A 22,517-nucleotide genomic window follows, 5' to 3' on the forward strand; every position below is an offset into this window, starting at 1 on the left:
ATAACCTCTGTGAAAACAAGGCAAATTCCGTATGGGTAAAATAATTAAACAAACAGAAACTTTCTTATTTTAATTATTTAATTTTCTGAATTAAACAATGAATTAACGAGGTCTGAATGTTTAAGTTCGGGCCAGTAACATGATTTTTAGAAATGAAACCTTAAATTATTGGAGTAATCTATGCCAGTCACTAATATTAAAGAACTAGATGCCCTCGTCACTCGCGTTAAGAAAGCGCAAGAAGAGTTCTCTACTTACTCTCAAGAGCAAGTAGACAAAATCTTCCGTGCCGCTTCTCTTGCAGCTAACCAAGCTCGTATCCCTCTAGCGCAGCAAGCGGTTGAAGAATCTGGTATGGGTATTGTTGAAGATAAAGTAATCAAGAACCACTTCGCTTCTGAGTTTATCTACAACAAATACAAAGACGAACAGACTTGTGGCATCCTGGAAGAGGATGACAACCTGGGTACGATGACTATCGCTGAGCCTGTAGGCATCATCTGCGGTATCGTACCAACCACTAACCCAACTTCGACTGCGATCTTCAAATCTCTTATCTCTCTGAAGACTCGTAACGGTATCATCTTCTCACCACACCCACGTGCGAAAAACTCTACTAACGATGCAGCGAAACTTGTTCTGGATGCAGCAGTAGCAGCGGGTGCACCAAAAGACATCATCGGTTGGATTGACCAACCTTCAGTTGAGCTTTCAAACGCTCTAATGAAACACGATGACATCGCACTTATCCTTGCAACTGGTGGTCCAGGCATGGTTAAAGCAGCATACTCTTCTGGTAAGCCAGCAATCGGTGTAGGTGCAGGTAACGTTCCAGTTGTTATCGATGAAACTGCTGACATCAAACGTGCAGTGGCTTCTATCCTAATGTCTAAAACATTCGATAACGGCGTAGTGTGTGCTTCTGAGCAGGCTGCAATCGTGGTTGACGAAGTATACGACGAAGTGAAAGAGCGTTTCGCAACGCACAAAGCTTACGTACTAAGCAAAGCAGAAGCAGAGAAAGTTCGTAAAGTTCTGCTTATCGACGGCGCACTAAACGCGAAAATCGTTGGTCAACCAGCGGCAGCAATCGCTGAAATGGCTGGCGTTAAAGTGCCTGCGGACACTAAAGTGCTTGTTGGTGAAGGTCTAGGTAAAGTATCTTACGACGACGCATTCGCTCACGAAAAACTGTCTCCGACACTAGGTCTGTTCCGTGCTGACAACTTCGAAGACGCCGTGGCTCAAGCGGTAACAATGGTTGAAATCGGCGGTATCGGCCACACTTCTGGTCTGTACACTAACCAAGACGTTAACGCAGACCGTATCCGTTACTTCGGTGACAAGATGAAGACGGCTCGTATCCTAATCAACATCCCGACTACTCACGGTGGTATCGGTGACTTGTACAACTTCAACGTTGCTCCTTCTCTAACGCTAGGTTGTGGTTCATGGGGTGGTAACTCTATCTCTGAGAACGTAGGTCCTAAACACCTAATCAACAAGAAAACTGTTGCGAAGCGAGCTGAAAACATGTTGTGGCATAAACTACCTAAGTCAATCTACTTCCGTCGCGGTAGCCTTCCAATCGCACTTGGCGACCTAGAAGGTAAGAAACGCGCATTCCTGGTAACTGACCGTTTCCTATTCAACAACGGTTACGCAGATGACGTAGTGAAACTACTGAAAGCACAAGGCATGGAAGTTCAAACGTTCTTCGACGTTGAAGCTGACCCAACGCTATCTGTAGTAGAAAAAGGTGCCGCTCAAATGGCGAGCTACCAACCAGACGTGATCCTAGCTCTAGGCGGTGGTTCACCAATGGATGCTGCGAAAATCATGTGGGTAATGTACGAGCACCCAGAAACGCACTTCGAAGAGCTTGCAATGCGCTTTATGGACATCCGTAAACGTATCTACAAGTTCCCTAAAATGGGTCAAAAAGCTGAGCTTGTTTGTATCACAACTACTTCAGGTACGGGTTCAGAAGTTACTCCATTTGCGGTTGTTACTGACGACAAGACTGGCGCTAAATACCCACTAGCGGACTACGAGCTAACTCCTAACATGGCTATCGTTGATGCGAACCTTGTTATGAACATGCCTAAGTCGCTAACCGCATTCGGTGGTTACGATGCAGTAACTCACGCTCTGGAAGCTTACGTATCTGTTCTAGCGAACGAATACTCAGATGGCCAAGCTCTTCAAGCACTTAAGATGCTAAAAGAGTACCTACCATCTAGCTACGCGAACGGTGCAAACGACCCAATCGCTCGTGAGAAAGTACACAACGCAGCAACTATCGCTGGTGTGGCGTTTGCGAACGCATTCCTAGGTGTTTGTCACTCAATGGCGCACAAATTAGGTGCTGAGTTCCACGTACCACACGGTTTGGCTAACGCACTGCTTATCTCTAACGTTGTACGTTACAACGCGAACGATAACCCAACTAAGCAAACTGCGTTCTCTCAATACGACCGTCCACAAGCACGTCGTCGTTACGCTGAAGTTGCAGACCACCTAGGCCTAAGCCAAGCAGGTGACCGCACTGCTCAGAAGATTGAACGTCTACTAGCATGGATGGATGAGCTAAAAGCTAACCTAGACATCCCAATGTCTATTCAGGCGGCTGGGATTAATGAAGCCGACTTCCTGAATAAGGTCGAACAGCTAGCGATAGAGGCGTTTGATGACCAATGTACTGGTGCCAACCCTCGCTACCCACTCATTGGTGAGTTAAGAGACATTCTCAAAGACTCTTTCTACGGACGCGCTTATACCGAGTCAGAGACAGAAAACGGCGTGACCGATAAAGAGGCCGAAAAGAAACCCGCAAAGCGTAACGTAAAAGCAACCAGCAAAGCTGCGTTGGCATAACCACTAAAACACGCCTCCTCTACGTCTGAGGGGGCGTTAATCTTACGCTACATACTTTCCATCAAAGCGGTCTCTCTGATAAGTCACAGCTCCACCAAACATTCTTATCAATGTACATCATCGCTTGCTTCTCAATGTCCACCACGCCTATACGTTACCTATCTCATTAAAAATCGATGCCTTGATACATGACACTATTGTCGTCGCTTTTAATGTAACTTTTTAACGGCTTCAATCGACTTTATTAATGCCTTAGGAAATCGATTTTTCACACGCTCTAACGTCAAGAAGTTGGCAAATGTAAATTTTCACCCTCTTTTATCTCATGAAATGAAAATTTCGCAATTTTGCAAAAAGTATCATCCATCACACCATTATTTTGTTTTTAGTGAATCAACACGCCACAATCTAATCAGGATCACAAAAGCTAACAACATTTCAGAAAAACATTGCAATGAAATAAATGTTCCATAATATCTAAATCATTAGATTTAATATGCTAGCAAGGCATCAGGTCACAAGTTTCGTCTCACCTGCTGTCGACTAAATTATCTGGAGTAAAGTGGTTATGAACACGATTAAAATGACAACCGCACAAGCGCTGGTTAAGTTTATGAATCAACAGTATGTTGAGTTCGATGGAATAGAACACAAGTTTATTCATGGCATCTTTACCATCTTTGGTCATGGCAATGTTGTCGGTCTGGGACAAGCACTAGAAGAAGACGCAGGCTCACTTGAGGTATACCAGGGCTGTAACGAACAAGGTATGGCTCATATCGCGATGGGTTACGCGAAACAAAACAAGCGCAAAAAGATCTATGCCGTCACCTCTTCTGTCGGCCCTGGCGCAGCAAACATGGTAACAGCAGCAGCGACAGCAACAGCGAACCGCATCCCAGTGCTTTTCCTACCGGGAGATACATACGCGACTCGTCAGCCAGATCCAGTTCTACAACAGGTTGAGCAATATCACGATGCATCAATCAGCACCAACGACTGCTTCAAACCCGTTTCACGTTACTGGGATCGCATTACTCGCCCAGAGCAATTGATGTCTGCAATGGTTAACGCGATGCGTGTATTGACGGATCCTGCCGACACTGGCGCAGTCACGATTTGTTTACCACAAGATGTACAGGGCGAGGCCTACGACTTCCCAGAGTACTTCTTCAAAAAACGCGTACACCGCATTGAACGTCGTCCGGCAACAAACCCAATGATTGATGACTCGGTAGCCCTAATTAAGAGCAAGAAGAAGCCGATGCTTATTTGTGGTGGTGGCGTACGTTATTCAGAAGCACACGATGCATTCCGTCAGTTTGCTGAGCGACACAATATTCCTTTCGGTGAAACTCAAGCGGGTAAGAGTGCGATTGTCCACGACCACGAACTCAACTTAGGTGGCGTAGGTACCACTGGTTGTCTTGCTGCTAACCGAATTGCGCGTGACACAGACTTAGTCATTGGTGTGGGTACTCGCTTTACCGATTTCACCACATGCTCTAAATCACTATTCCAGAACCCAGATGTGGATTTCTTAACCATCAACGTCTCTGAGTTTGATGCAAGCAAATTAGATGCAACGTCGGTTGTCGCTGACGCCCATATCGCTCTCGAAGCAATCGGTGAAAAGTTAGCTCAACTTGGCTATGTGAGTGGCTACAGCGACGAAATTAAAGCTGCTAAGCAAGCTTGGGACAAAGAACTAACCCGCTTATTCAATGTTCAAATAGGCGAAGGTTTCGTTCCGGAAATCGGTGGTCACTTCGATGATGAGTTGGCGGAGTACCGTGAAGCACTTAATACCGACTTAGCCCAAACTTGCGTACTAGGCTTGCTAGATGAACATCTTGAACCTGATGCCATTATTGTCGGTGCAGCGGGCTCTCTTCCTGGCGATCTGCAGCGTGTTTGGCGACCAAAACGTCCGGACACTTACCACATGGAGTATGGCTATTCATGCATGGGCTACGAAGTGGCCGCCTCGATTGGTGCAAAAATTGCGAATCCAGAGCAACCGGTTTACACCATGGTCGGTGACGGTTCCTACATGATGCTGCATTCAGAGCTACAAACATCGATTCAGGAAGGCGTGAAAATCAACGTACTCTTGTTTGATAACGCGGCATTTGGCTGTATCAATAACTTGCAGATGAACCATAAAATGGGCAGCTTCGGCACCGAAAACCGTTTCAAAGACCCGAAAACAGGCAAGATGAGCGGTGGATTAGTGCCTGTTGATTTTGCAAAAAACGCTGAGAGTTACGGCTGTAAAGCCTACCGAGTGCATACAGAAGAAGAGCTCATCGCCGCATTGGCTGATGCTAAACAGCAAACGGTATCAACCCTGATTGATATAAAAGTGCTACCGAAAACCATGACAAACGACTACGAGTCATGGTGGCGCTGTGGTACGGCTCAAGTCGCTGCGAAACCAGAGATTGAAGCTAAAGCTCAGGAAAACGTAGAGAAATTGAAAAAAGCGCGTCAGTACTAAACGATCCAGAGCTCGGGGTAAATAAAGTCTCACTCACTTCCTCACCCTGAGCTCAGGATAAATACTAACAATAAGTTTAATCGAGCGGTTTGCCCGTCCAGCGTGACTCCTGAGACGGGCTTTTTTATTTGTCGTAGTTCGAAATATCGCCTTGGCTAGAACGAGCCACCAGCACTTAAACCCTATCTTTCATCTGCACGAATCCATTTTTTCAACTTCCAATAACATTTGAAATTTATTTTCCGACTTGATCACAAAACGAATCAAATATCCCACTTTAAATTGAAAATGAAACAAATATTCCGTATAAAGGTTTTATTGAAACGTGAAACGCATATGGGCATTGCCTTAACGCAGACACAAAAACTTTAGCATTGGAACCATCCTAGTGATGACGGTAAGAGTTTAAGCTCTGAGGAGAAGAATGTGAGTATTGAGAAAAAGCTAGATGTCATTTGTATGGGCCGCATTGCGGTTGATCTTTACGGTCAACAGATCGGCGCTCGTTTAGAAGACATGGGATCTTTTAATAAGTACCTTGGTGGCTCATCAGGTAATGTGGCTTACGGCACAGCAGTACAAGGATTGAAATCATCAATGCTTGCGCGCGTTGGTGACGAGCACATGGGCCGTTTCCTACGTGAAGAACTCGAGCGTGTTGGCTGTGATACTAGTCACTTGATCACTGACAAAGAGCGTTTGACAGGTCTGGTTATTCTGGGCATCAAAGACGAAGATACTTTCCCTCTGATCTTCTGCCGCGAAAACTGTGCTGACATGGCAATCAGCAAAGATGACTTTACTGAAGAGTACATCGCGTCTGCTCGCTGCCTGACAATCACTGGTACTCACCTATCCAATCCAAAAACGCGCGAAGCCGTACTTACCGCATTGAAATACGCTCGTCGCAATGGTGTAAAAACGGCGCTAGACATCGACTACCGCCCAGTACTTTGGGGTCTAACTTCACTGGGTGATGGCGAAACTCGTTACATCGCTTCAGACAAAGTGACTCAAGAACTGCAAGAAGTACTTGGCCTGTTCGATGTTATTGTCGGCACAGAAGAAGAGTTCCATATTTGTGGTGGTACAGATAACACTATCGATGCACTAAAAGCCGTACGTAAAGTTTCTGATGCTGAACTAGTGTGCAAACGCGGTGCACTGGGCTGCTCTGTATACAGCGAAGAAGTGCCAAACGATCTTGATGACGGTCTGACAATTCACGGCGTTCGCGTTGACGTGCTTAACGTTCTTGGCGCTGGCGATGCATTCATGTCTGGTTTGCTACGCGGCTACCTAAACGATGAAGGTTGGGAAAAAGCATGTGCATACGCTAACGCCTGTGGTGCGTTGGTGGTTTCTCGTCACGGCTGTGCTCCGGCAATGCCAACTAAGTTAGAACTTGATAATTACATCACTCGCGCTGCTGATGTGAAACGTCCTGACCTGGATGTAGAGCTCAACCACCTACACCGCGTTACGACACGTAAAGCTCCTCAGTGGGATGAGTTATGTGTAATGGCATTTGACCACCGAAGCCAACTTGAAGACATGGCTCGTGAAGCAGGTACAGACACGGCACGTATCAAGACGCTGAAAAAACTTATCTTTAAAGCAAGCCAACAAGTCGCACAAGAAGCGAACTTAGCGGGTAAAGCAGGCTTACTGTGTGATAGCACATTCGGCCAAGATGTACTGAATGAAGTGACAGGACAAGGTTGGTGGATTGGCCGCCCTATCGAGTTACCGGGTTCACGTCCACTGCGCTTAGAGCACGGTAACATCGGTTCACAATTAATCGACTGGCCTCTTGAGCACGTGGTGAAGTGCCTAGTGTTCTACAGCCCAGAAGACGAGCTAGATATCCGTACAGAGCAAGAAGAACTGGTACAAGAAGTCTACCAGGCATGTTGTAAATCTGGTCATGAGTTGCTACTGGAAGTCATCCTGCCTGCTGGCGTGAAGAAAGAAGACAGACTTTACATTCAGGCTCTGGAGCGTTTCTACGACCTGGGTATCAAGCCAGACTGGTGGAAACTGCCTGCTCTTGAAGCCGATAGCTGGGACACGGTCAGCGCAGTAGTAACAGAGCGCGATGCATTCTGCCGTGGCGTAGTCATCCTGGGCCTAGATGCACCTCAAGAAGAGCTACAAAAAGGCTTTGATGCAACTGCGGGTAAAGAGATCGTTAAAGGGTTCGCGGTTGGTCGTACGCTATTTGGTGAGCCATCACGTCAATGGCTGGCGAATAGCATTAACGATGAAACGCTGATCGAAAATATCAAGCAAAACTACCACAACCTGATTGCACTTTGGCGTCAGCGTGGTTAATTCCCAATAAAAACGCTAGATAGGTATGAGAGCTTTTTCTGTTGGGCTTAAGTACCTGCTCTTAGCAACCCCAAAGCGCCCGTCTGGGCGCTTTTTACATGGAGCGAAGAAATGATCATCACAGACCCATGGTTTTATATCGTATCCATACCCGCAGTCCTCATTTACGGAATCGGTAAAGGGGGACTCGGCGGCGCTTTAGGTGTCATTTCAGTACCACTGATGGCTTGGACTATCTCACCAACCCAAGCCGCTGCGATACTGCTGCCGATCTTATGTGTTATGGATTTCTTTGCCGTTAAACACCACCGCCATTTTGCAGATATGCGGGTGATAACACGCATGTTGCCAGCATCGGCCCTCGGAGTAGCTCTGGCAGCGTTGTATTTAGGAAGTATGACTGAGTCTAGCGTAAAGCTGATTGTTGGGCTGTTATCAGTACTATTCTTCTTTATGCACCTGTTTCAGCGCAAACAACCAAAACCCGGAGGAACGTTTTCAGCCTGGTTCTGGAGTACGTTATGTGGCTTTTCCAGTACCGCCATTCATGCCGGAGGTGGCCCTGCCAGTCTTTACCTGCTCCCGCTACGGCTCGAAAAAACCACATTAATTGCAACGATGGCCGTCCTGTTTGCCATTATCAATCTTTTTAAACTGGTACCATTTACTTTACTTGGCACCTTCGACAGCACCAACTTACTGACTTCTTTGGTTCTCATGCCATTGGCACCAATAGGCGTAAAAATGGGGGTGTGGTTACTGGATAAAGTCCCTCAGCAAACTATCTACCAACTGTGTTACGGCTTCTTACTCTTATCCGGAACCAAATTGCTCCTTGAAGGGATAAGCTAAAACCTTTCTTTCACCCGAAAATTCTTATTACAAAACGAAATGACAATGGGAGCCTTGTGGTTCCCTTTTATCGTATCGGCGAGAAATCAAGACGATTAACTCACGCCCACTATCGAAAAACCTCGATAAATCATCTGAAAGTAAATGGATGCCAACAAGGTTTGTGTCATCAAGAAACTTATCTAAAAACTATCAACGAGCACCGAAGATGATTTGAATTGATTCATTAGAAGTAAATGAGAAATAGATCGAATTTGTCAGATATGACAGCTATATGAACGATTTCATTTTTAAGCTAAAATGAAACACTTAAAGCAAGTCACAGAATGAATCTATGGAGAACATAATGTCAGCACCAACCACACTAAGTGAATTGCAAGACCAAATCAGGAATCGCTACGGTGATTTAAGTAAACGTCTTCAACAAGTTGCAGCTTATGTACTTGATAATAAAAGCAGTGTCGCGTTTGAAACTGTTTCTGTTATTGCTGAACAAGCTGATGTTCCGCCATCGACATTGATTCGTTTTGCCAGCGCTTTCGGCTACAGTGGCTTTAACGAAATGAAACAACTATTTCGTACAAACTTACTTGAAGAGACGTCTAGCTACACTGATCGAGTGAAACTTTCAAAAAGCATGGATGCCGACGAAGAGCCACCAGAGCGCCCTATTGATATTCTGCAAGCTTTTGCACGCGCCAATACCAGTGCAATACAACAACTGTCGACTCAAATCGACGAAGACAGCCTCAACAAAGCGGTAAAACTGCTCTCTGAAGCAGACAATATCTACGTCATCGGTCTTGGACGCTCATTCAGTATCTCTTCATACTTAACGTACGCATTCCGTCACCTGAACAAACGTGCGTTTCTTATTGATGGGCTTGGTGGCATGTTCAAAGAGCAAATCAACATGATTCGCGAGAACGACGTAGTCGTAGCGATCAGTTTCTATCCATATGCACAAGATACGACTGATGTGAGTGATGCGTTAGCAAACACAGGCACAAAGCAGATCATTCTTACCGACAGCCAGATCAGCCCACTTGCAGCCTTTAGTGATGTCTGCTTTGTCGTCAAAGAAGGCAAAGTAGATGCATTCCGTTCTCAGGTGGCGTCACTATGCCTGGCCCAAACGTTAGCGGTTTCACTGGCCTTTCAGGAAAGCGAAAACAATTCGGCAGCATAGTCCACTCGCAAATGCAGGGCGTATTGAGCTACGCCCTGCATTCACCTCTCCCCTTTTTACTCCCGCTTTGTTTCGCTATTTGTTGTTGAGCTCCAACACAAACACATAAAACAAATGAAAAAATAATTTCATTTTAATCTATAATTGAATATTAATTCCCCTTAAATATTTTCAATAGGTAGGAGAAAGATGAAGTTATTTGTTTTTGAACATTGTCCATTTTGCATCAAGGCAATGATGCTCGCGAACTTAAAGAACATGCCTGTCGAGTTTGTGTATTTACAAAACCACGATGTGGATGCACGGATCGAAAAAGTGGGCGCGAATATGGTTCCCATACTTGAAAATGAAGATGGTACCTACATGGCAGAAAGCCTTGATATTGTGAAATATTTAGATGAATGGGATGGCAAGCCTGTATTATCAGAGGCTGTACATCAAGCTGATATTGATCGTTTTAATCAGGCAGTCAAAGGTGTTGAAGGTCCACTTGTACATCCACGCTGGATGGAAATCACTTTGCCCGAGTTTGGTAGTGCAGAGGCCAAAGCTTGGTTTACCACCAATAAATCGAAAATGATCGGAATGTCATTTGAGCAGGCGATGGCGCAAAGTAATGAGTTTCTCATTCAACTGAACCACGCTCTGCGTAATCTGGAATGGCTGACGCTACCTTCAAGTCGCGATAATGTTCTCAGTTACGATGACATTAATTTCTACCCTACTCTGAGAAACCTTACCGTAATCAAAGGCGTGGAGTTCCCACCAAACGTTCGTCTCTATATTGATGAAGTGACGGCGTTAACCAACATTCCGCTTTATGACCACGTAGCGGTATAACTAACTTAGCGCCCAATCACACGGGCGCTGATTGTTTTTAAAAAGCACATTGTTTTAAAAAGCACGCAGCCTCTTCACCTTCACTCGTACTAAGTCCCAGCATCGATAAACCATCAACGCGGTTAAAATAAGTACGATACCCAGAATTTTATTGGTCGACATCACTTCATTTAACCAAACGACGCTGATCAATACGGTCCATAGAGGCTCTAATGTCATCAATAAAGCAGCATTGGTTGCATTTGTCCCGCTCTGACCTTTGATTTGAATGAAAAAGCGCAGACATGTCGCCGGAATGACACTAGCGGCAAACCAACCCAACGTACTCATACTGATTGAAGTTGGCCAAGACTCTATACAGGCAGAAAAAAGAATTGCCAATAGGCCGCCAGTAAAGAACTGAACACAAGTGAGGTATAGCACGGGAATAGTTTGAGAGTGATGACTATTACAAATGAAATGTAACGCCACAAAAGCCGCCGAAATAAAAAAGAACAACTCACCCGTCGACATTGAGAAACTACCCGAGAGGGATAGAAAATAGAGTCCCGCGCTGACGAATGGAAGAGAAGCCCAAAAAGGGCATGTTGGCCGCTGTTTAAACAGCATCCACCCCCAGATAGGTACAAACAGCATAGAAAGGCTCATGATAAATGCGCCCACACCCAGTTCATCACTGACTGAGACGGCATAAATCCACAAAGATAAAGACAAACCTTGCAGTAGCCCTATCCATCCCGCTGTGACAAACTGCTGGCGATCTCCACGAACCAGCTGCTTCATGCCGAATGGCGCGATAATCACAGCGGCGCAAACAAACCGAAATCCAATAAACGCGAGTGGTGGTAGCTCCGCAACAGCCTGCTTAGAAAACAACCACCCCAGACCCGCTAATATGGTGGCAGAAAACAGATACAGTTCCGCTTTTTTATTTGAAGTCATTACCGCCTCTACGTTTATGGAAAACCAGCTACACCCTATTAAATATCCAGAGCGTCGACCTGCGTCTCTTCATTTGTGTTGTAAATCAGTGCAACCACAAGCGACTGAATCAAACATTGGGTTGCGGATAAAGTCCGATACTTTTCTAACTGCGACTCTTTAATCACAAAACAGGCATCGCTATTGGTGGCGATAGGGCTTACCTGGCTGTCAGTAATCGCTATCTTCTTTACGCCTTTTTCTTCAACGACTTCACTAACCATTACCGATTCGTCAGAGTAAGGTTCACTGCTGATGATGACGACCACATCACCTCTGTGTATCGTCTGCATTTGCTGCAGATAAATTGCCCCCAAACCATCAACAAGAAACACGCGGCGGTCAATACGTCTCAGTGCGTAAACAAGGTATGATGCCATGCCAAAGCTCTGCCCGAAGCCAACCACATATATATTATTCGCCTCATTAAGCAACGTAACCGCTACTTGGAGTGTGTCTTGCTCAATTTGCACGTTTAAATCTTCAAGGGAGTTGATGTTCGCCTTAGCTAACTGAGCAAGAATATTCGCTGGAGTCTCGATATTCTGATCATCATCTAAGCCCGCACCAATCCGGGCATAGCCGGTGTAACTCTCCGTCTGTTCAGCTAAATTAATACGAAACACTTTCTTGATGTCATTGAATCCACGATAGTGAAAAGCGTGCGCAAACCGAGTCAGCGTCGATGGCGGAACCTCCGCATTACGTGCTATTTCGGACACCGAATCGAACGCGATACTTTCTGGTTTTTCAACGACATACTTAGCAACTTGTTGTAAGCGTTGACTCAAATCTTCATACTTTGCGTATATGTCCCTTTGCAGTTCTTTCACGCTTGTTGCTGCAATCATATTCCCTCCTTGGAATAAGCTGTACTTTATGGACAAGGCAATCATCAACCATCACAACAAATACCATCCCAGCCATAAAAACGTGTTGTCGAGAAGTTCGGGATTTACACAAAAGATGATCAGGCTATATCAATTCATAGTTCTCATGGAAATTTTATTCCATTTTAAATTAAAAATGAAATATCAGTCAATATAAATGATTTTCTGCGATGAAAGCGAGAAAGAACCAAACATGAACAGATCTGCGAGCTTGGAACTTCGCACTTGGTCAATAGATGGTTAGTTGATACTTACGTTATTACACAAAGATTGATGCCATAAATAAGCGTCGTTTTCTGATTGTCATTTTGAAACTTCCATTTTCTCATTTTGAGAACCCCTTCCAGCCACAACCTAAACCATTGATATTTAGATATATAAACTTTGGCACACTCCCTGCAATCCTGCTGTAAACACTAGCAGGAGATACGATTATGGAACTTCGTAAAATTGAAACAAACGACACTATCGTGACATGGGTGATCAACGGGAACCTTGACGCAGACGGTAGCCGCCAGGCACAGCCACACATTGATGAAATTTTGGCTGAGCCCTCAACTCGAGAAATAGAAATTGACTTCAGCCGAGTCCAGTTTCTTGATTCATCAGGCGTAGGTGCGATCGTGTACCTGTATAAACGGCTTATCGAGAACCAGAGAAGCATGCGTATTGAAAACGCGTCAGGCCAACCTCTCGAAATAATGAATCTACTGCGCATTAACCAAGCGATACCAGTTAACTCTCGAACTTACTAAATAACGATCACTGACAAAGGACGTTGGCATGAACTTTTCTTTCAAACACATAGCCCTAGCTGTATCTATGACTGCCGTGGTTGGATGCAGTAGTTACCCAGAGGAAGGCCGTGGTGGTCTTGGGGAAAACTACATCCAATCAAACTTTACACCCGTAATGCCAGATGAGCCCCTCGGCCCTGAGCACGGACTTCGTTTTGACTGGCAACTGACTAAGCTGCAATTAGACTCTTTGATCAGAGAAGGCGCGCGTTGGTGTTTCCCAGCTGCAGTTGTACAAGCGTTGGAGAAACAAAACCGAATCGCTAGAGAGCTTGAAGGTGGTTTACTGCTTGATGCTGCCAACGACATTGTTATTCAGCGCAAGCGTCTTAATGAGCTAGAACTTCAACTGGACTATGCGACCTCACAGACCAAGTGTGTACCTCCTATGGATGAAAACGCATTTCAGAAGCGCTTAGCTATGATTGATCAACTTTATAGCTTGCTTAACGTCGATAATCAGTTTGCATTTAATTCCACAGAAGTAAATCCAAAGTACATGGGCCATCTAGCCCAATCCGCGAACATCTTAAATGAGCACCAAAGTTTAAACCTCAAAGTTACTGGTCACGCTGATTCTGTAGGTGATGGTCAGTACAACCAGGAACTTGCCATGGGACGTGCGAATCAAGTCAAGCGCTACCTGACCATTTTTGGTCTCAATCCAAAACGTATAGAAACACAATCGGTCGGCGACACGCTTCCTCTCTATGAGGGTGAATCGGAAGGTGTTCGTCTTACCAACCGCCGCGTAAGCATCGAAGTGGTGGATACTCAAGAACAAACCAAGCAGCGTTTGCAGGGAGGCTTACAATGAAATGGATTAACCTAATTGCCCTATTTCTTCTTACTTCAATTTTCTCTGTGGCGCACGCGAATGAAGAACGAGTACAAATTGGCGATCTCATTCAGGTCAACTTACCCGGTGAGTCATCGTTAAATAAAGGCTTTCAAGTCGACAAGCGTGGCCGCATCACTCTGCCTGAAGTTGGCGCGCTATACGTCGCGGGTTACAGTGAAGCTCAGCTTGAACAAGTCGTTAAAGAATCTCTGGAGAAAGTGTATCGAGACCTATCCTCTGCATCTGTCTATATCGCTGAGCAACAAATTTTAGTCTCGGTACAAGGGTATGTGACCTCTCCGGGCGAATACACTTTATCTAAGTCTTCTGATGTCCAAATGGCCATTCACGCAGCGGGCGGATTACGCTCCGGCGCGCAGCTCAACAGTCTGTTTATCAAACGTGGCAAAGATAAGATCACCTTTAACTACAAAACGTTTCTCGATACAGGTGATGAATCACTGCTACCTGAGCTGGTTTCACTTGATACGATATTTGTTCCTGCTTCTCCACTGGTCGGTAACATCGAGCAAGAGTTCGATGCGAACAAACTCGCTAACGCAGGTGACAGCGCCGACGGCCGAACAGCAATTAAAGTGTTTGGAGAAGTAAACGCGCCGGGTTCATTCAGCTTTAAAGCCAATAGCGATCTGGTTGACATCATTATGCGAGCTGGCGGCGTTACTCGCTATGCCTCTGTCGAACAAATACGTGTCATTTCAGACAATACCCCTAAGCTGTTTAACCTTAAAACCTATCTCGATAGCGGTGATATCTCATTGCTACCGCCACTAACACCGGGAACCACCATCTTCGTTCCTAAACAAGAAGAAGAGATCAAGGCAGGCGCGAACGTGGTTTACATTATGGGTGAAGTGGCAAGCCCAGGTGCCTATGAAGGTAAGAAGAATGCGTCGTTTATGGATATTCTGGCTAATGCAGGCGGTCCTACTCGTTACGCAGAATCACGCCAGATTCGAGTCATTAAATCCAACGGTCAGGTGATCAAATTTGATTTAACCGCGTTCACTGAAGGCCTGACCCGTAAAAGCCCGCCTAAGATTGGCCCGGGAGATGCGATCTTCGTTCCTGAGAAGACAGACATGAATGAAAAGTCTTGGCTGAAAATTGCGCCCAATCGCGCCGTCAGTGTGATTGGAGAAGTAGTTCGCCCCGGACGTGTTGAGTGGTCAGATGAAATGGATCTTATGGACTTGCTATCTCATGTTGGCGGCCCAACCCTTCGCGCGGACACCTCGAAAATTGAAGTGGTCGCCGCTGATAATCAGCTACACATATTCGATCTCGATGATTTCATTCTAAAAGGCGCGCCGAACAGCGAATTACCTAACATCAGTGCTGGTGCGATTGTACGTGTACACGATCTACCGCAAGATCCTTCCGACAACAAATCGCAATGGGTTCGCCAAAGCTCAGATGCATCCATTTATGTCTTTGGACAAGTCAATGCCCCTGGCCGCTACCGTTTCACTAAGGATATGCATTTCCTCGATATTTTGTCTGCGGCTGATGGCCCAACAAAAGACGCGGATATCCACAACATTCGTATCACACATCGCGACAAAAGCTATTCCAAAGTAAGTAAGCTTAACCTATCGTTATACTTTGAGACTGGGGATGAAAGCTTACTTCCAAATGTCACCATGGGCGACACCATTTACATCCCTGAAAAAGATAAGATTTGGTTGGATCGTTCTAAGGAGTCAACAGTACGCGTACTAGGAGCAGTCAATAATCCAGGTCGATATGTATTTGACGACAACATGACCTTGCTGGACTTACTTGCCGAAGCGGGCGGTCCGTCTGATCGAGCCTACTTAGAGAAGATCTCGATCGTCAATATGTCTTGTTGCCAAGGACAAGCAAGAACCTTTGACCTGGTAGACTTTAGTAAAACTGCCAACATTTACAAACTTCCGGTACTACGAGCTGGCGATACCATCTATGTGCCCGATCGAAACGAAAGTATCATCGAAAAAGCACGCGTGGGTCTTGAAGACATTCTGCGCCTAACGACAACCATCGTGTTAATAGGAGCTCTGTAATGATTATTCCTGCAACTCATACAGAAATAGAGCAAATCTATCTTGCAGCAGAAATGCGTGACAGTCGCTCACTATGCATTACCGCATGTCAATCTGGCGATGGCGTGACTTCCGTTGTCGCTGCACTGGCTGAGCGTTATCTGCTCGCGGGTCACCGAACCTTGGTGGTGGATCTTAATACCTTCCACCCAGCTTTCGAATGCATTGATATCACACCAGATATCGACAATCAGATTGGTTCTTTGGTCGCGCACGCTTCAACGCGACAAATGTTTACCGGGTTAACCGTGCCGAACAACCAATCAGCAGTTCTGGCGTACAAAGATCCCACACATCTGAGAGCCGCGGTCAAACAATGGCTTTGCCAATACGACCGCGTTATTTGCGACACGTCACCGCTGCTTCAAGTCAATAGAGGAAATATTCCTGCACAAGTCGTTGCGAGCGCTTGTGACCAGACAGCACTCGTGGTGATGGGTGGTAAAACGTCTTCCAGCCAACTTGAAAAAGCCATGCAATTGATTGATTCGCCTTCAATCACCTTGTTAGGCTCGATACTCAATTTAAAAGACCAGGCATCACTGGCTCAGGAGATGGTGCGCGAGCTGAATCGGCTTCGCTTTATCCCCAAAAGTTGGCGAGAAAAGTGGTCGCAGAATATTCTTACCAACGAGTTCCTTGCTCAGTCTGCTTAGGAGTTGCCATGAGAAAAACCTTTATCGCGCTTTCGACTCTGTTACTTTCGGCAGTAACCGTTGCTGAAACTCTTACATTTGGCGTTGTCCCTCAGCAATCTGCCAGCCGACTTGCCGAGCAGTGGGAGCCTCTCGTTGCTGAAATAAGCAGAGAAACCGGTTACGACATTGCCTTTAGCACGGCTCCTAACATTCCGGAGTATGAAAAGCGTTTGTCGGCGGGCGAATACGATATCGCTTACATGAACCCATATCATTACACCGTCTACAGCAAACAGCCGGGCTATCGGGCCTTCGCCAAAGCCAAGGATAAAAAAATAAGCGGAATTCTGGTAGCAAGGAAAACCAACAATATTGAGTCTTTACAAGCGCTACAAGGACAACGGCTCGCCTTCCCTTCTCCTGCTGCCTTTGCTGCAACGGTATTAACGCAAAGTGACTTGAGAGAGGCTAACGTCGAGTTTGAGTCTGACTACGTTACATCACATGACTCGGTGTATTTGTCTGTGGCGAGAGGTTTTTACCCAGCAGGCGGCGGTGTGATGAGAACCTTTAACTCATTACCTGACGAGGTTAAATCTCAGCTAGAACCGATTTGGACAACAAAACCGTACACACCGCATGCCATAGCCCATCACCCGAGAATGACTCACGAACAAGTCAAATCGATCCAACAAGCGCTCAAGTCTATAGATCAAACACTCGAAGGGAGAACGTCCCTAAAATTATTAAATATCAACGGATTTGAATCAGCTATCGACACCGATTGGGACGATGTAAGAGCACTCAATATCAAAGTACTGGACTAACCGGAGGCTTTAATGACGTTGCGTTCTAAAACAATTCTTGGCATAGCTCTCATCGAAATTACGGCACTCATCATTCTCGTGGCTAATGCGATGAGTTTTCTCTCAGATTCCAACGAGAAGCAGTTACTCCAAAGAGCTCATTCAAGTGCAGTTATGTTTACTCATGCTGCGAAAGACGCGCTACTTTCTACTGATTTAGCGACGTTGGACGACTTAGCTCAAGAGTTCATCAAGTTAGAAGATGTCGCTTACGTTCGTGTGTTACGCGGTGGCAACCAAATGGCCACTGCAGGAGACCCAGCGCTACTCGCACGCTCAATGGTCAGTGACGAAACTTTAAAAGACGTGAAAGACGGTATCTTTGATCTGCGTACACCCATTGAAAGTAACGGTAATATCTATGGGTATGTAGATATGGGGTTCGAAACGCACCCTATCAGCAATATGCTCATTGACGCGCAGCAAGCTATCATCAGTATCGCAACCATCGAAGTCGTATTGGTGGCGTTTTTCTCCTTTATCCTTGGAACCTATCTGACTAAGAATCTCACCCGTTTAGCCTCTGCCGCCCAAACACTTCGGGAAAAAGGCCCGGGGTTCCAACTTAACCACTATTCCAAAGATGAGCTTGGTGAAGTCACCAAAGCATTCGATGAGATGTCGGCTAAGTTAGAACAAGACTATCAAAACCTCACTGCGGCACGGGAAGGTGCCGAACTGGCAAACGACTCTAAAAGCCGCTTTCTCGCCTCCATGTCTCATGAGATACGCACTCCAATGAATGGCGTATTGGGCATATTAAATATCCTCGAAGAGACCAAACTCACCAACGAGCAAAGAAAGCTGGTCGCAACCGCTACTGAATCGGGCAACTTCCTACTTTCCGTCATTAATGACATTCTTGATTTCACTCGTATGGAGTCCAATACGCTCATTCTGGAAGATAAACCTTTCGACTTCAGACAGTGTGTCGAAAGCGTGGTGAATTCATTTTTGCCCGCAGCCAAGAGTCAAAACCTGATTTTACATTGCTACATTGAGGGCACTGTTCCAAGCAAAGTCAGCGGAGACAAAAACCGCGTCAAACAGATACTGCTCAACCTGATAGGCAATGCCATCAAGTTTACTCATGAAGGCAGCGTCACGGTTAAAGTTGGGTCGGAGGCATTGGAACAAGGGCGAGTAAAAATCACCTGCCAAATTCAAGACACAGGAATTGGCATCAAAAATAGCTCGATTGATTACTTGTTTGATGAGTTTACGATGGCGGACCAAACCTATTCACGCAGCAAAGAAGGTTCGGGGCTTGGCCTCGCTATCTGTCGCCGACTCTGTACCCTTATGGATGGTGACGTCACGGTCGAGAGCACACCCGGCGTAGGCAGTACATTCACATTTGACATCACGCTCTCGGTAGCCGATGAGTTATTGACCTCTCCAAATATTGATTCACTCCGTCAGGAATTGATTCGTTCGAACGCTCGTATTCTTGTTGCAGAAGATAACAAAGCAAATCAGCTCGTCATACGAGAAATGTTCAAGCGGGTTGGTCTATCTATCGATATTGCCGAAAATGGCAAACAAGCGGTTTCCATGGTTCAGGAATATCAATATGACCTGATTTTTATGGATATCTCCATGCCTGAAATGGATGGCATGCAAGCCTGCAAAGCGATTCGGAGCCTTGATGACAGTAAGGCGTGTGATATCCCAATTATCGCCCTAACTGCACACTCACTGGCTGGTGATAAAGAAAAGTTTCTTGCATCGGGCATGAACGACTACTTGTCAAAACCCCTAAGGCTGTCACAACTAATTGAAAAAATTAACCTATTCTTAAATGATGACCAAGAGGAAAACCAAGATCTAAAATCAGGCCCCTGTCATTTGATTAAGCATCAGAATTCATATACAAATACAAGCGTAGGTCAATCGAACCAACGTGAGGAAGCAGTAAATTTGGATTTAGTCGACGAACAGATTTTGCAGCAAATGATCGCAGACACGAGTGCCGATGTCATTCCATTGCTCATAGAGCATTATCTTGAAGAATCTCAGCAGCGTTTAGCAAAAATATATCTGGCTATGGAGTCTCAAGACAAAGAAACATTAGAGTTTGAAGCGCATACCCTAGGTAGTTCAGCTCTGGCACTCGGTAATAGAACTTTGTCCAATTTCGCGCGAAAAATCGAGCATCTTTGCTTAGACGGCAAACAAGAGCAGGCTTTCAGCTACAAACAAAAACTTGAAGTTGTTGCCTCAGAGTCACTAAAAGCATTAGAGGAAAGGAAACAGCAAGGGTTTATTGAACCAACACAACTATAAAGGCTTAAGAGAGGAAAGCTCCAATGAAACCAAAAGTACTACTTATCGAAGACTCAACTTCTCTTGCTATTTTGTACAAACAGTATGTACAGCACGAGCCCTATGACCTGTTTCATGTAGAGACAGGTAAAGAAGCCATCGCCTTTATTGAAAGAAATGTTCCCCAATTAGTTATTCTGGACTTTAGACTGCCCGACATGGATGGTGAGCAAATTCTGGATTGGATTAACGAGAACCAAGTCCCGACATCCGTCGTCATTGCCACGGCGCATGGCTCAGTAGATTTGGCGGTTAGCCTTGTGCAAAAAGGAGCGAAAGACTTTCTGGAAAAACCAATTAATGCTGATCGTCTTAAAACCTCCATCGCTCTGCACTTGCAACAAGTTAAACTGGAGAACCTTGTCGAAGACATAGAAAACAAATTCGATCGAAACCGATTCCACGGCTTCATCGGATCTAGCCTTCCAATGCAAGGTGTGTACAAGATCATCGATTCAGTGGCACCAACGACAGCAAGTGTTTTTATTGTCGGTGAAAGTGGCACAGGTAAGGAAGTGTGCGCCGAAGCCATCCACCGTGAGAGTAAGCGTAAAGATAAACCGTTTATCGCCATTAACTGTGGTGCGATTCCAAAAGATCTCATGGAGAGTGAAATCTTTGGTCACGTCAGGGGCGCATTTACAGGCGCTACTGCCGATCGCAAAGGTGCGGCCTCAATGGCCAACGGTGGTACGCTTTTTCTTGATGAGCTGTGTGAGATGGAACTTGAGATGCAAAAGAAATTACTCAGATTTTTGCAGACAGGTACCTTTACCCCACTAGGCGCAAATAAAGAAATGAAAGTCGATATTCGTATCATCTGCGCGACGAACCGAGATCCTCTTGTTGAAGTAGAAGAAGGCCGTTTCAGAGAAGATCTCTACTACCGCGTGCATGTAGTGCCTATTGATATGCCACCATTACGCGAGCGCGGCAATGATATTACGACATTAGCGACTCACTTTCTTAAGCTGTACGCTAAAGAAGATGGCAAAAAGTTTAACGCAATCCACCGAGATGCAGAGCCAACGCTAAAACGCTATGCGTGGCCGGGTAACGTCCGTCAGCTTCAAAACATTATTCGCAATATCGTGGTCCTTAATGACGATAGTCATTTGCGCCTTGAGCATTTGCCATCTCAGGTCACATCAAGCCGTGCGCCAAAGCAAAACAGCGTAGCTAAACCTGAACCAGTCATCACTCCACAACCCGTCGTGATCAATGAGGCTCCTGAAAATAGTCACGACGCGGTTACTGAGCCGCAAATTGAAAGACCTGTAGCGATAAGGCCAATGTGGCAAATTGAACGTGAGGCAATACAGCAAGCCATTGATTACTGCGACGGAAACGTGCTGAACGCGGCGGTACTTTTAGAGCTTAGCCCTTCTACGGTATACCGTAAGAAGCAAGCCTGGGAAGCTGAAGATGAGCAACAACTCGTGTAACGAAGTCTGGCTAGTCATCGACAGCCTGACTTTCGGTGGCATTGAAACACATGTGCTTGAGCTCGCAAATGGGCTCAAGCATTTTGAAATTCCTGTCAAAGTCATGTTTCTGCGCTCTTATTCCAAACCGCAATTGCTCAAAGACAAGCTGGAATCAAGCGGCATTGCTTTCCAGTTTTTGAGCTCTACAGGCACGAATTACTTTAGCGACTTAATTAGCCAGGTACGAAAGCAAAAACCCGCTCTTCTCCACGCTCATGGCTATAAAGCAAGCTTAGTTTGCAAGCTAGCAAGAATAATGACCGGAGTTCGCCAAATATCTACGTATCACGCAGGAGAAACTCCAACGGGTAAGGTGTGGTTATATGACTGTGCCGACCGGTTCACCACGTTTGTGTCAAATCACTCAATCGCCGTGAGTGAAAGAATCACCCAAAAGCTGATAACCAAATCAGAAAGTTTCAATAATTTTATTGATACCAAGACGCTGTCTACCTCAACAGGAAACCAAATCGCGTTTGTTGGCAGGCTAAGCCATGAGAAAGGTCCCGACCGATTTATTGACTTGGCGCGCCTAAATCAAACACAGCGGTTTGATCTTTATGGCTCAGGGGCCATGCAATCGGAGCTAACACAAGGCGCTCCGGCAAACGTCAGGTTTCATGGTCACCAAAACAACATGGACTCCATTTGGCAACATATTGGCATTTTAATCATTTGCTCTCGTTATGAAGGCTTACCCATGACAGCGCTCGAAGCGATGGCGAGAGGTATCCCTGTTGTCTCACTTAATGTTGGCAATATGTCGAAGCTTATTCAACACGAAACCAACGGGTACTTAGTCGACAACGTCAATCAATTGAATGAGGCTTTAAACACCTATCTGTCCCTCGCCCCCCACCAGCAATTAGCGATAAAAAAGCAGGCGATTGATAGCGTTGAACAGCACTATTCTCAATCTGCCGTCATCCCAAAAATGATGAAACTCTACTTCCCCAATAGCTCTCAATCTGATTGTCAAATTGAGAAACAATAAA

The 22,517-nt window shown here is 45.6% G+C and carries 16 protein-coding genes; 14 read left to right on the plus strand and 2 right to left on the minus strand.

The features are described 5' to 3' along the window. Window positions 1-180 precede the first annotated feature (180 nt). The 6 genes from adhE to grxB all read left to right on the plus strand — a co-directional run bounded on the left by adhE (window position 181) and on the right by grxB (window position 10,592). Window positions 181-2,877: a bifunctional acetaldehyde-CoA/alcohol dehydrogenase gene (gene adhE / locus VER99_RS08445; RefSeq protein WP_014232090.1), complete on the plus strand. Its 2,697-nt coding sequence runs from the start codon at window positions 181-183 to the stop codon at window positions 2,875-2,877. 568 nt (window positions 2,878-3,445) lie between these two features. Next, complete coding sequence (gene iolD, locus VER99_RS08450) at window positions 3,446-5,377, plus strand: 3D-(3,5/4)-trihydroxycyclohexane-1,2-dione acylhydrolase (decyclizing) (RefSeq protein WP_020334285.1); 1,932 nt, start codon at window positions 3,446-3,448, stop codon at window positions 5,375-5,377. A 426-nt stretch (window positions 5,378-5,803) separates the two neighbouring features. Next, the gene (locus VER99_RS08455) at window positions 5,804-7,711 is read left to right on the plus strand and encodes a bifunctional 5-dehydro-2-deoxygluconokinase/5-dehydro-2-deoxyphosphogluconate aldolase (protein ID WP_020334286.1); all 1,908 of its coding nucleotides are present in this window, start codon (window positions 5,804-5,806) and stop codon (window positions 7,709-7,711) included. A gap of 111 nt (window positions 7,712-7,822) precedes the next feature. Continuing rightward, entirely contained in the window at window positions 7,823-8,563 is a 741-nt protein-coding gene (locus VER99_RS08460) for a sulfite exporter TauE/SafE family protein (RefSeq protein WP_020334287.1), read from the plus strand. A 346-nt stretch (window positions 8,564-8,909) separates the two neighbouring features. Continuing rightward, window positions 8,910-9,752 (plus strand): MurR/RpiR family transcriptional regulator, encoded by an 843-nt coding sequence (locus VER99_RS08465; RefSeq protein ID WP_014232094.1) that lies wholly within the window; start codon window positions 8,910-8,912, stop codon window positions 9,750-9,752. A gap of 189 nt (window positions 9,753-9,941) precedes the next feature. Then, window positions 9,942-10,592, plus strand: a complete 651-nt coding sequence (gene grxB / locus VER99_RS08470; RefSeq protein WP_020334288.1) for a glutaredoxin 2 — start codon at window positions 9,942-9,944, stop codon at window positions 10,590-10,592. 54 nt (window positions 10,593-10,646) lie between these two features. Here grxB and VER99_RS08475 read toward each other — a convergent pair whose 3' ends face one another. Then, entirely contained in the window at window positions 10,647-11,534 is an 888-nt protein-coding gene (locus VER99_RS08475; RefSeq protein WP_020334290.1) for a DMT family transporter, read from the minus strand. A gap of 38 nt (window positions 11,535-11,572) precedes the next feature. Beyond that, on the minus strand, window positions 11,573-12,424 hold the full coding sequence (locus VER99_RS08480) for a MurR/RpiR family transcriptional regulator (RefSeq protein WP_020334292.1): 852 nt from the start codon (window positions 12,422-12,424) through the stop codon (window positions 11,573-11,575). 473 nt (window positions 12,425-12,897) lie between these two features. On the opposite strand from VER99_RS08480, the gene VER99_RS08485 reads away from it, so the two are divergent. Genes VER99_RS08485 through VER99_RS08520 form a run of 8 tightly spaced genes read left to right on the plus strand, consistent with a single transcriptional unit; the run spans window position 12,898 to window position 22,516 of the window. Next, window positions 12,898-13,218, plus strand: a complete 321-nt coding sequence (locus tag VER99_RS08485) for an STAS domain-containing protein (protein WP_014232105.1) — start codon at window positions 12,898-12,900, stop codon at window positions 13,216-13,218. Window positions 13,219-13,246: 28 nt separating this feature from the next. Further along, complete coding sequence (locus VER99_RS08490; RefSeq protein WP_020334293.1) at window positions 13,247-14,077, plus strand: OmpA family protein; 831 nt, start codon at window positions 13,247-13,249, stop codon at window positions 14,075-14,077. After that, window positions 14,074-16,167: an SLBB domain-containing protein gene (locus VER99_RS08495; protein ID WP_020334294.1), complete on the plus strand. Its 2,094-nt coding sequence runs from the start codon at window positions 14,074-14,076 to the stop codon at window positions 16,165-16,167. Before VER99_RS08490 ends, VER99_RS08495 begins: the two co-directional genes overlap by 4 nt. Beyond that, on the plus strand, window positions 16,167-16,862 hold the full coding sequence (locus VER99_RS08500; RefSeq protein WP_020334295.1) for a P-loop NTPase family protein: 696 nt from the start codon (window positions 16,167-16,169) through the stop codon (window positions 16,860-16,862). Before VER99_RS08495 ends, VER99_RS08500 begins: the two co-directional genes overlap by 1 nt. A gap of 8 nt (window positions 16,863-16,870) precedes the next feature. Further along, entirely contained in the window at window positions 16,871-17,671 is an 801-nt protein-coding gene (locus VER99_RS08505) for a phosphate/phosphite/phosphonate ABC transporter substrate-binding protein (RefSeq protein WP_024373082.1), read from the plus strand. A gap of 12 nt (window positions 17,672-17,683) precedes the next feature. Further along, the gene (locus VER99_RS08510) at window positions 17,684-19,996 is read left to right on the plus strand and encodes a HAMP domain-containing hybrid sensor histidine kinase/response regulator (protein ID WP_020334657.1); all 2,313 of its coding nucleotides are present in this window, start codon (window positions 17,684-17,686) and stop codon (window positions 19,994-19,996) included. Between the two features lie 23 nt (window positions 19,997-20,019). Next, entirely contained in the window at window positions 20,020-21,480 is a 1,461-nt protein-coding gene (locus VER99_RS08515; RefSeq protein WP_014232111.1) for a sigma-54-dependent transcriptional regulator, read from the plus strand. Continuing rightward, window positions 21,461-22,516, plus strand: coding sequence for a glycosyltransferase family 4 protein (locus VER99_RS08520; RefSeq protein WP_020334659.1), 1,056 nt, complete (start codon window positions 21,461-21,463; stop codon window positions 22,514-22,516). The genes VER99_RS08515 and VER99_RS08520 overlap by 20 nt, the downstream gene beginning before the upstream one ends. Window position 22,517: the final 1 nt, after the last annotated feature.

Origin of the sequence: Vibrio natriegens NBRC 15636 = ATCC 14048 = DSM 759 (genome assembly GCF_035621455.1) — a bacterium.
GTDB lineage: Bacteria > Pseudomonadota > Gammaproteobacteria > Enterobacterales > Vibrionaceae > Vibrio > Vibrio natriegens.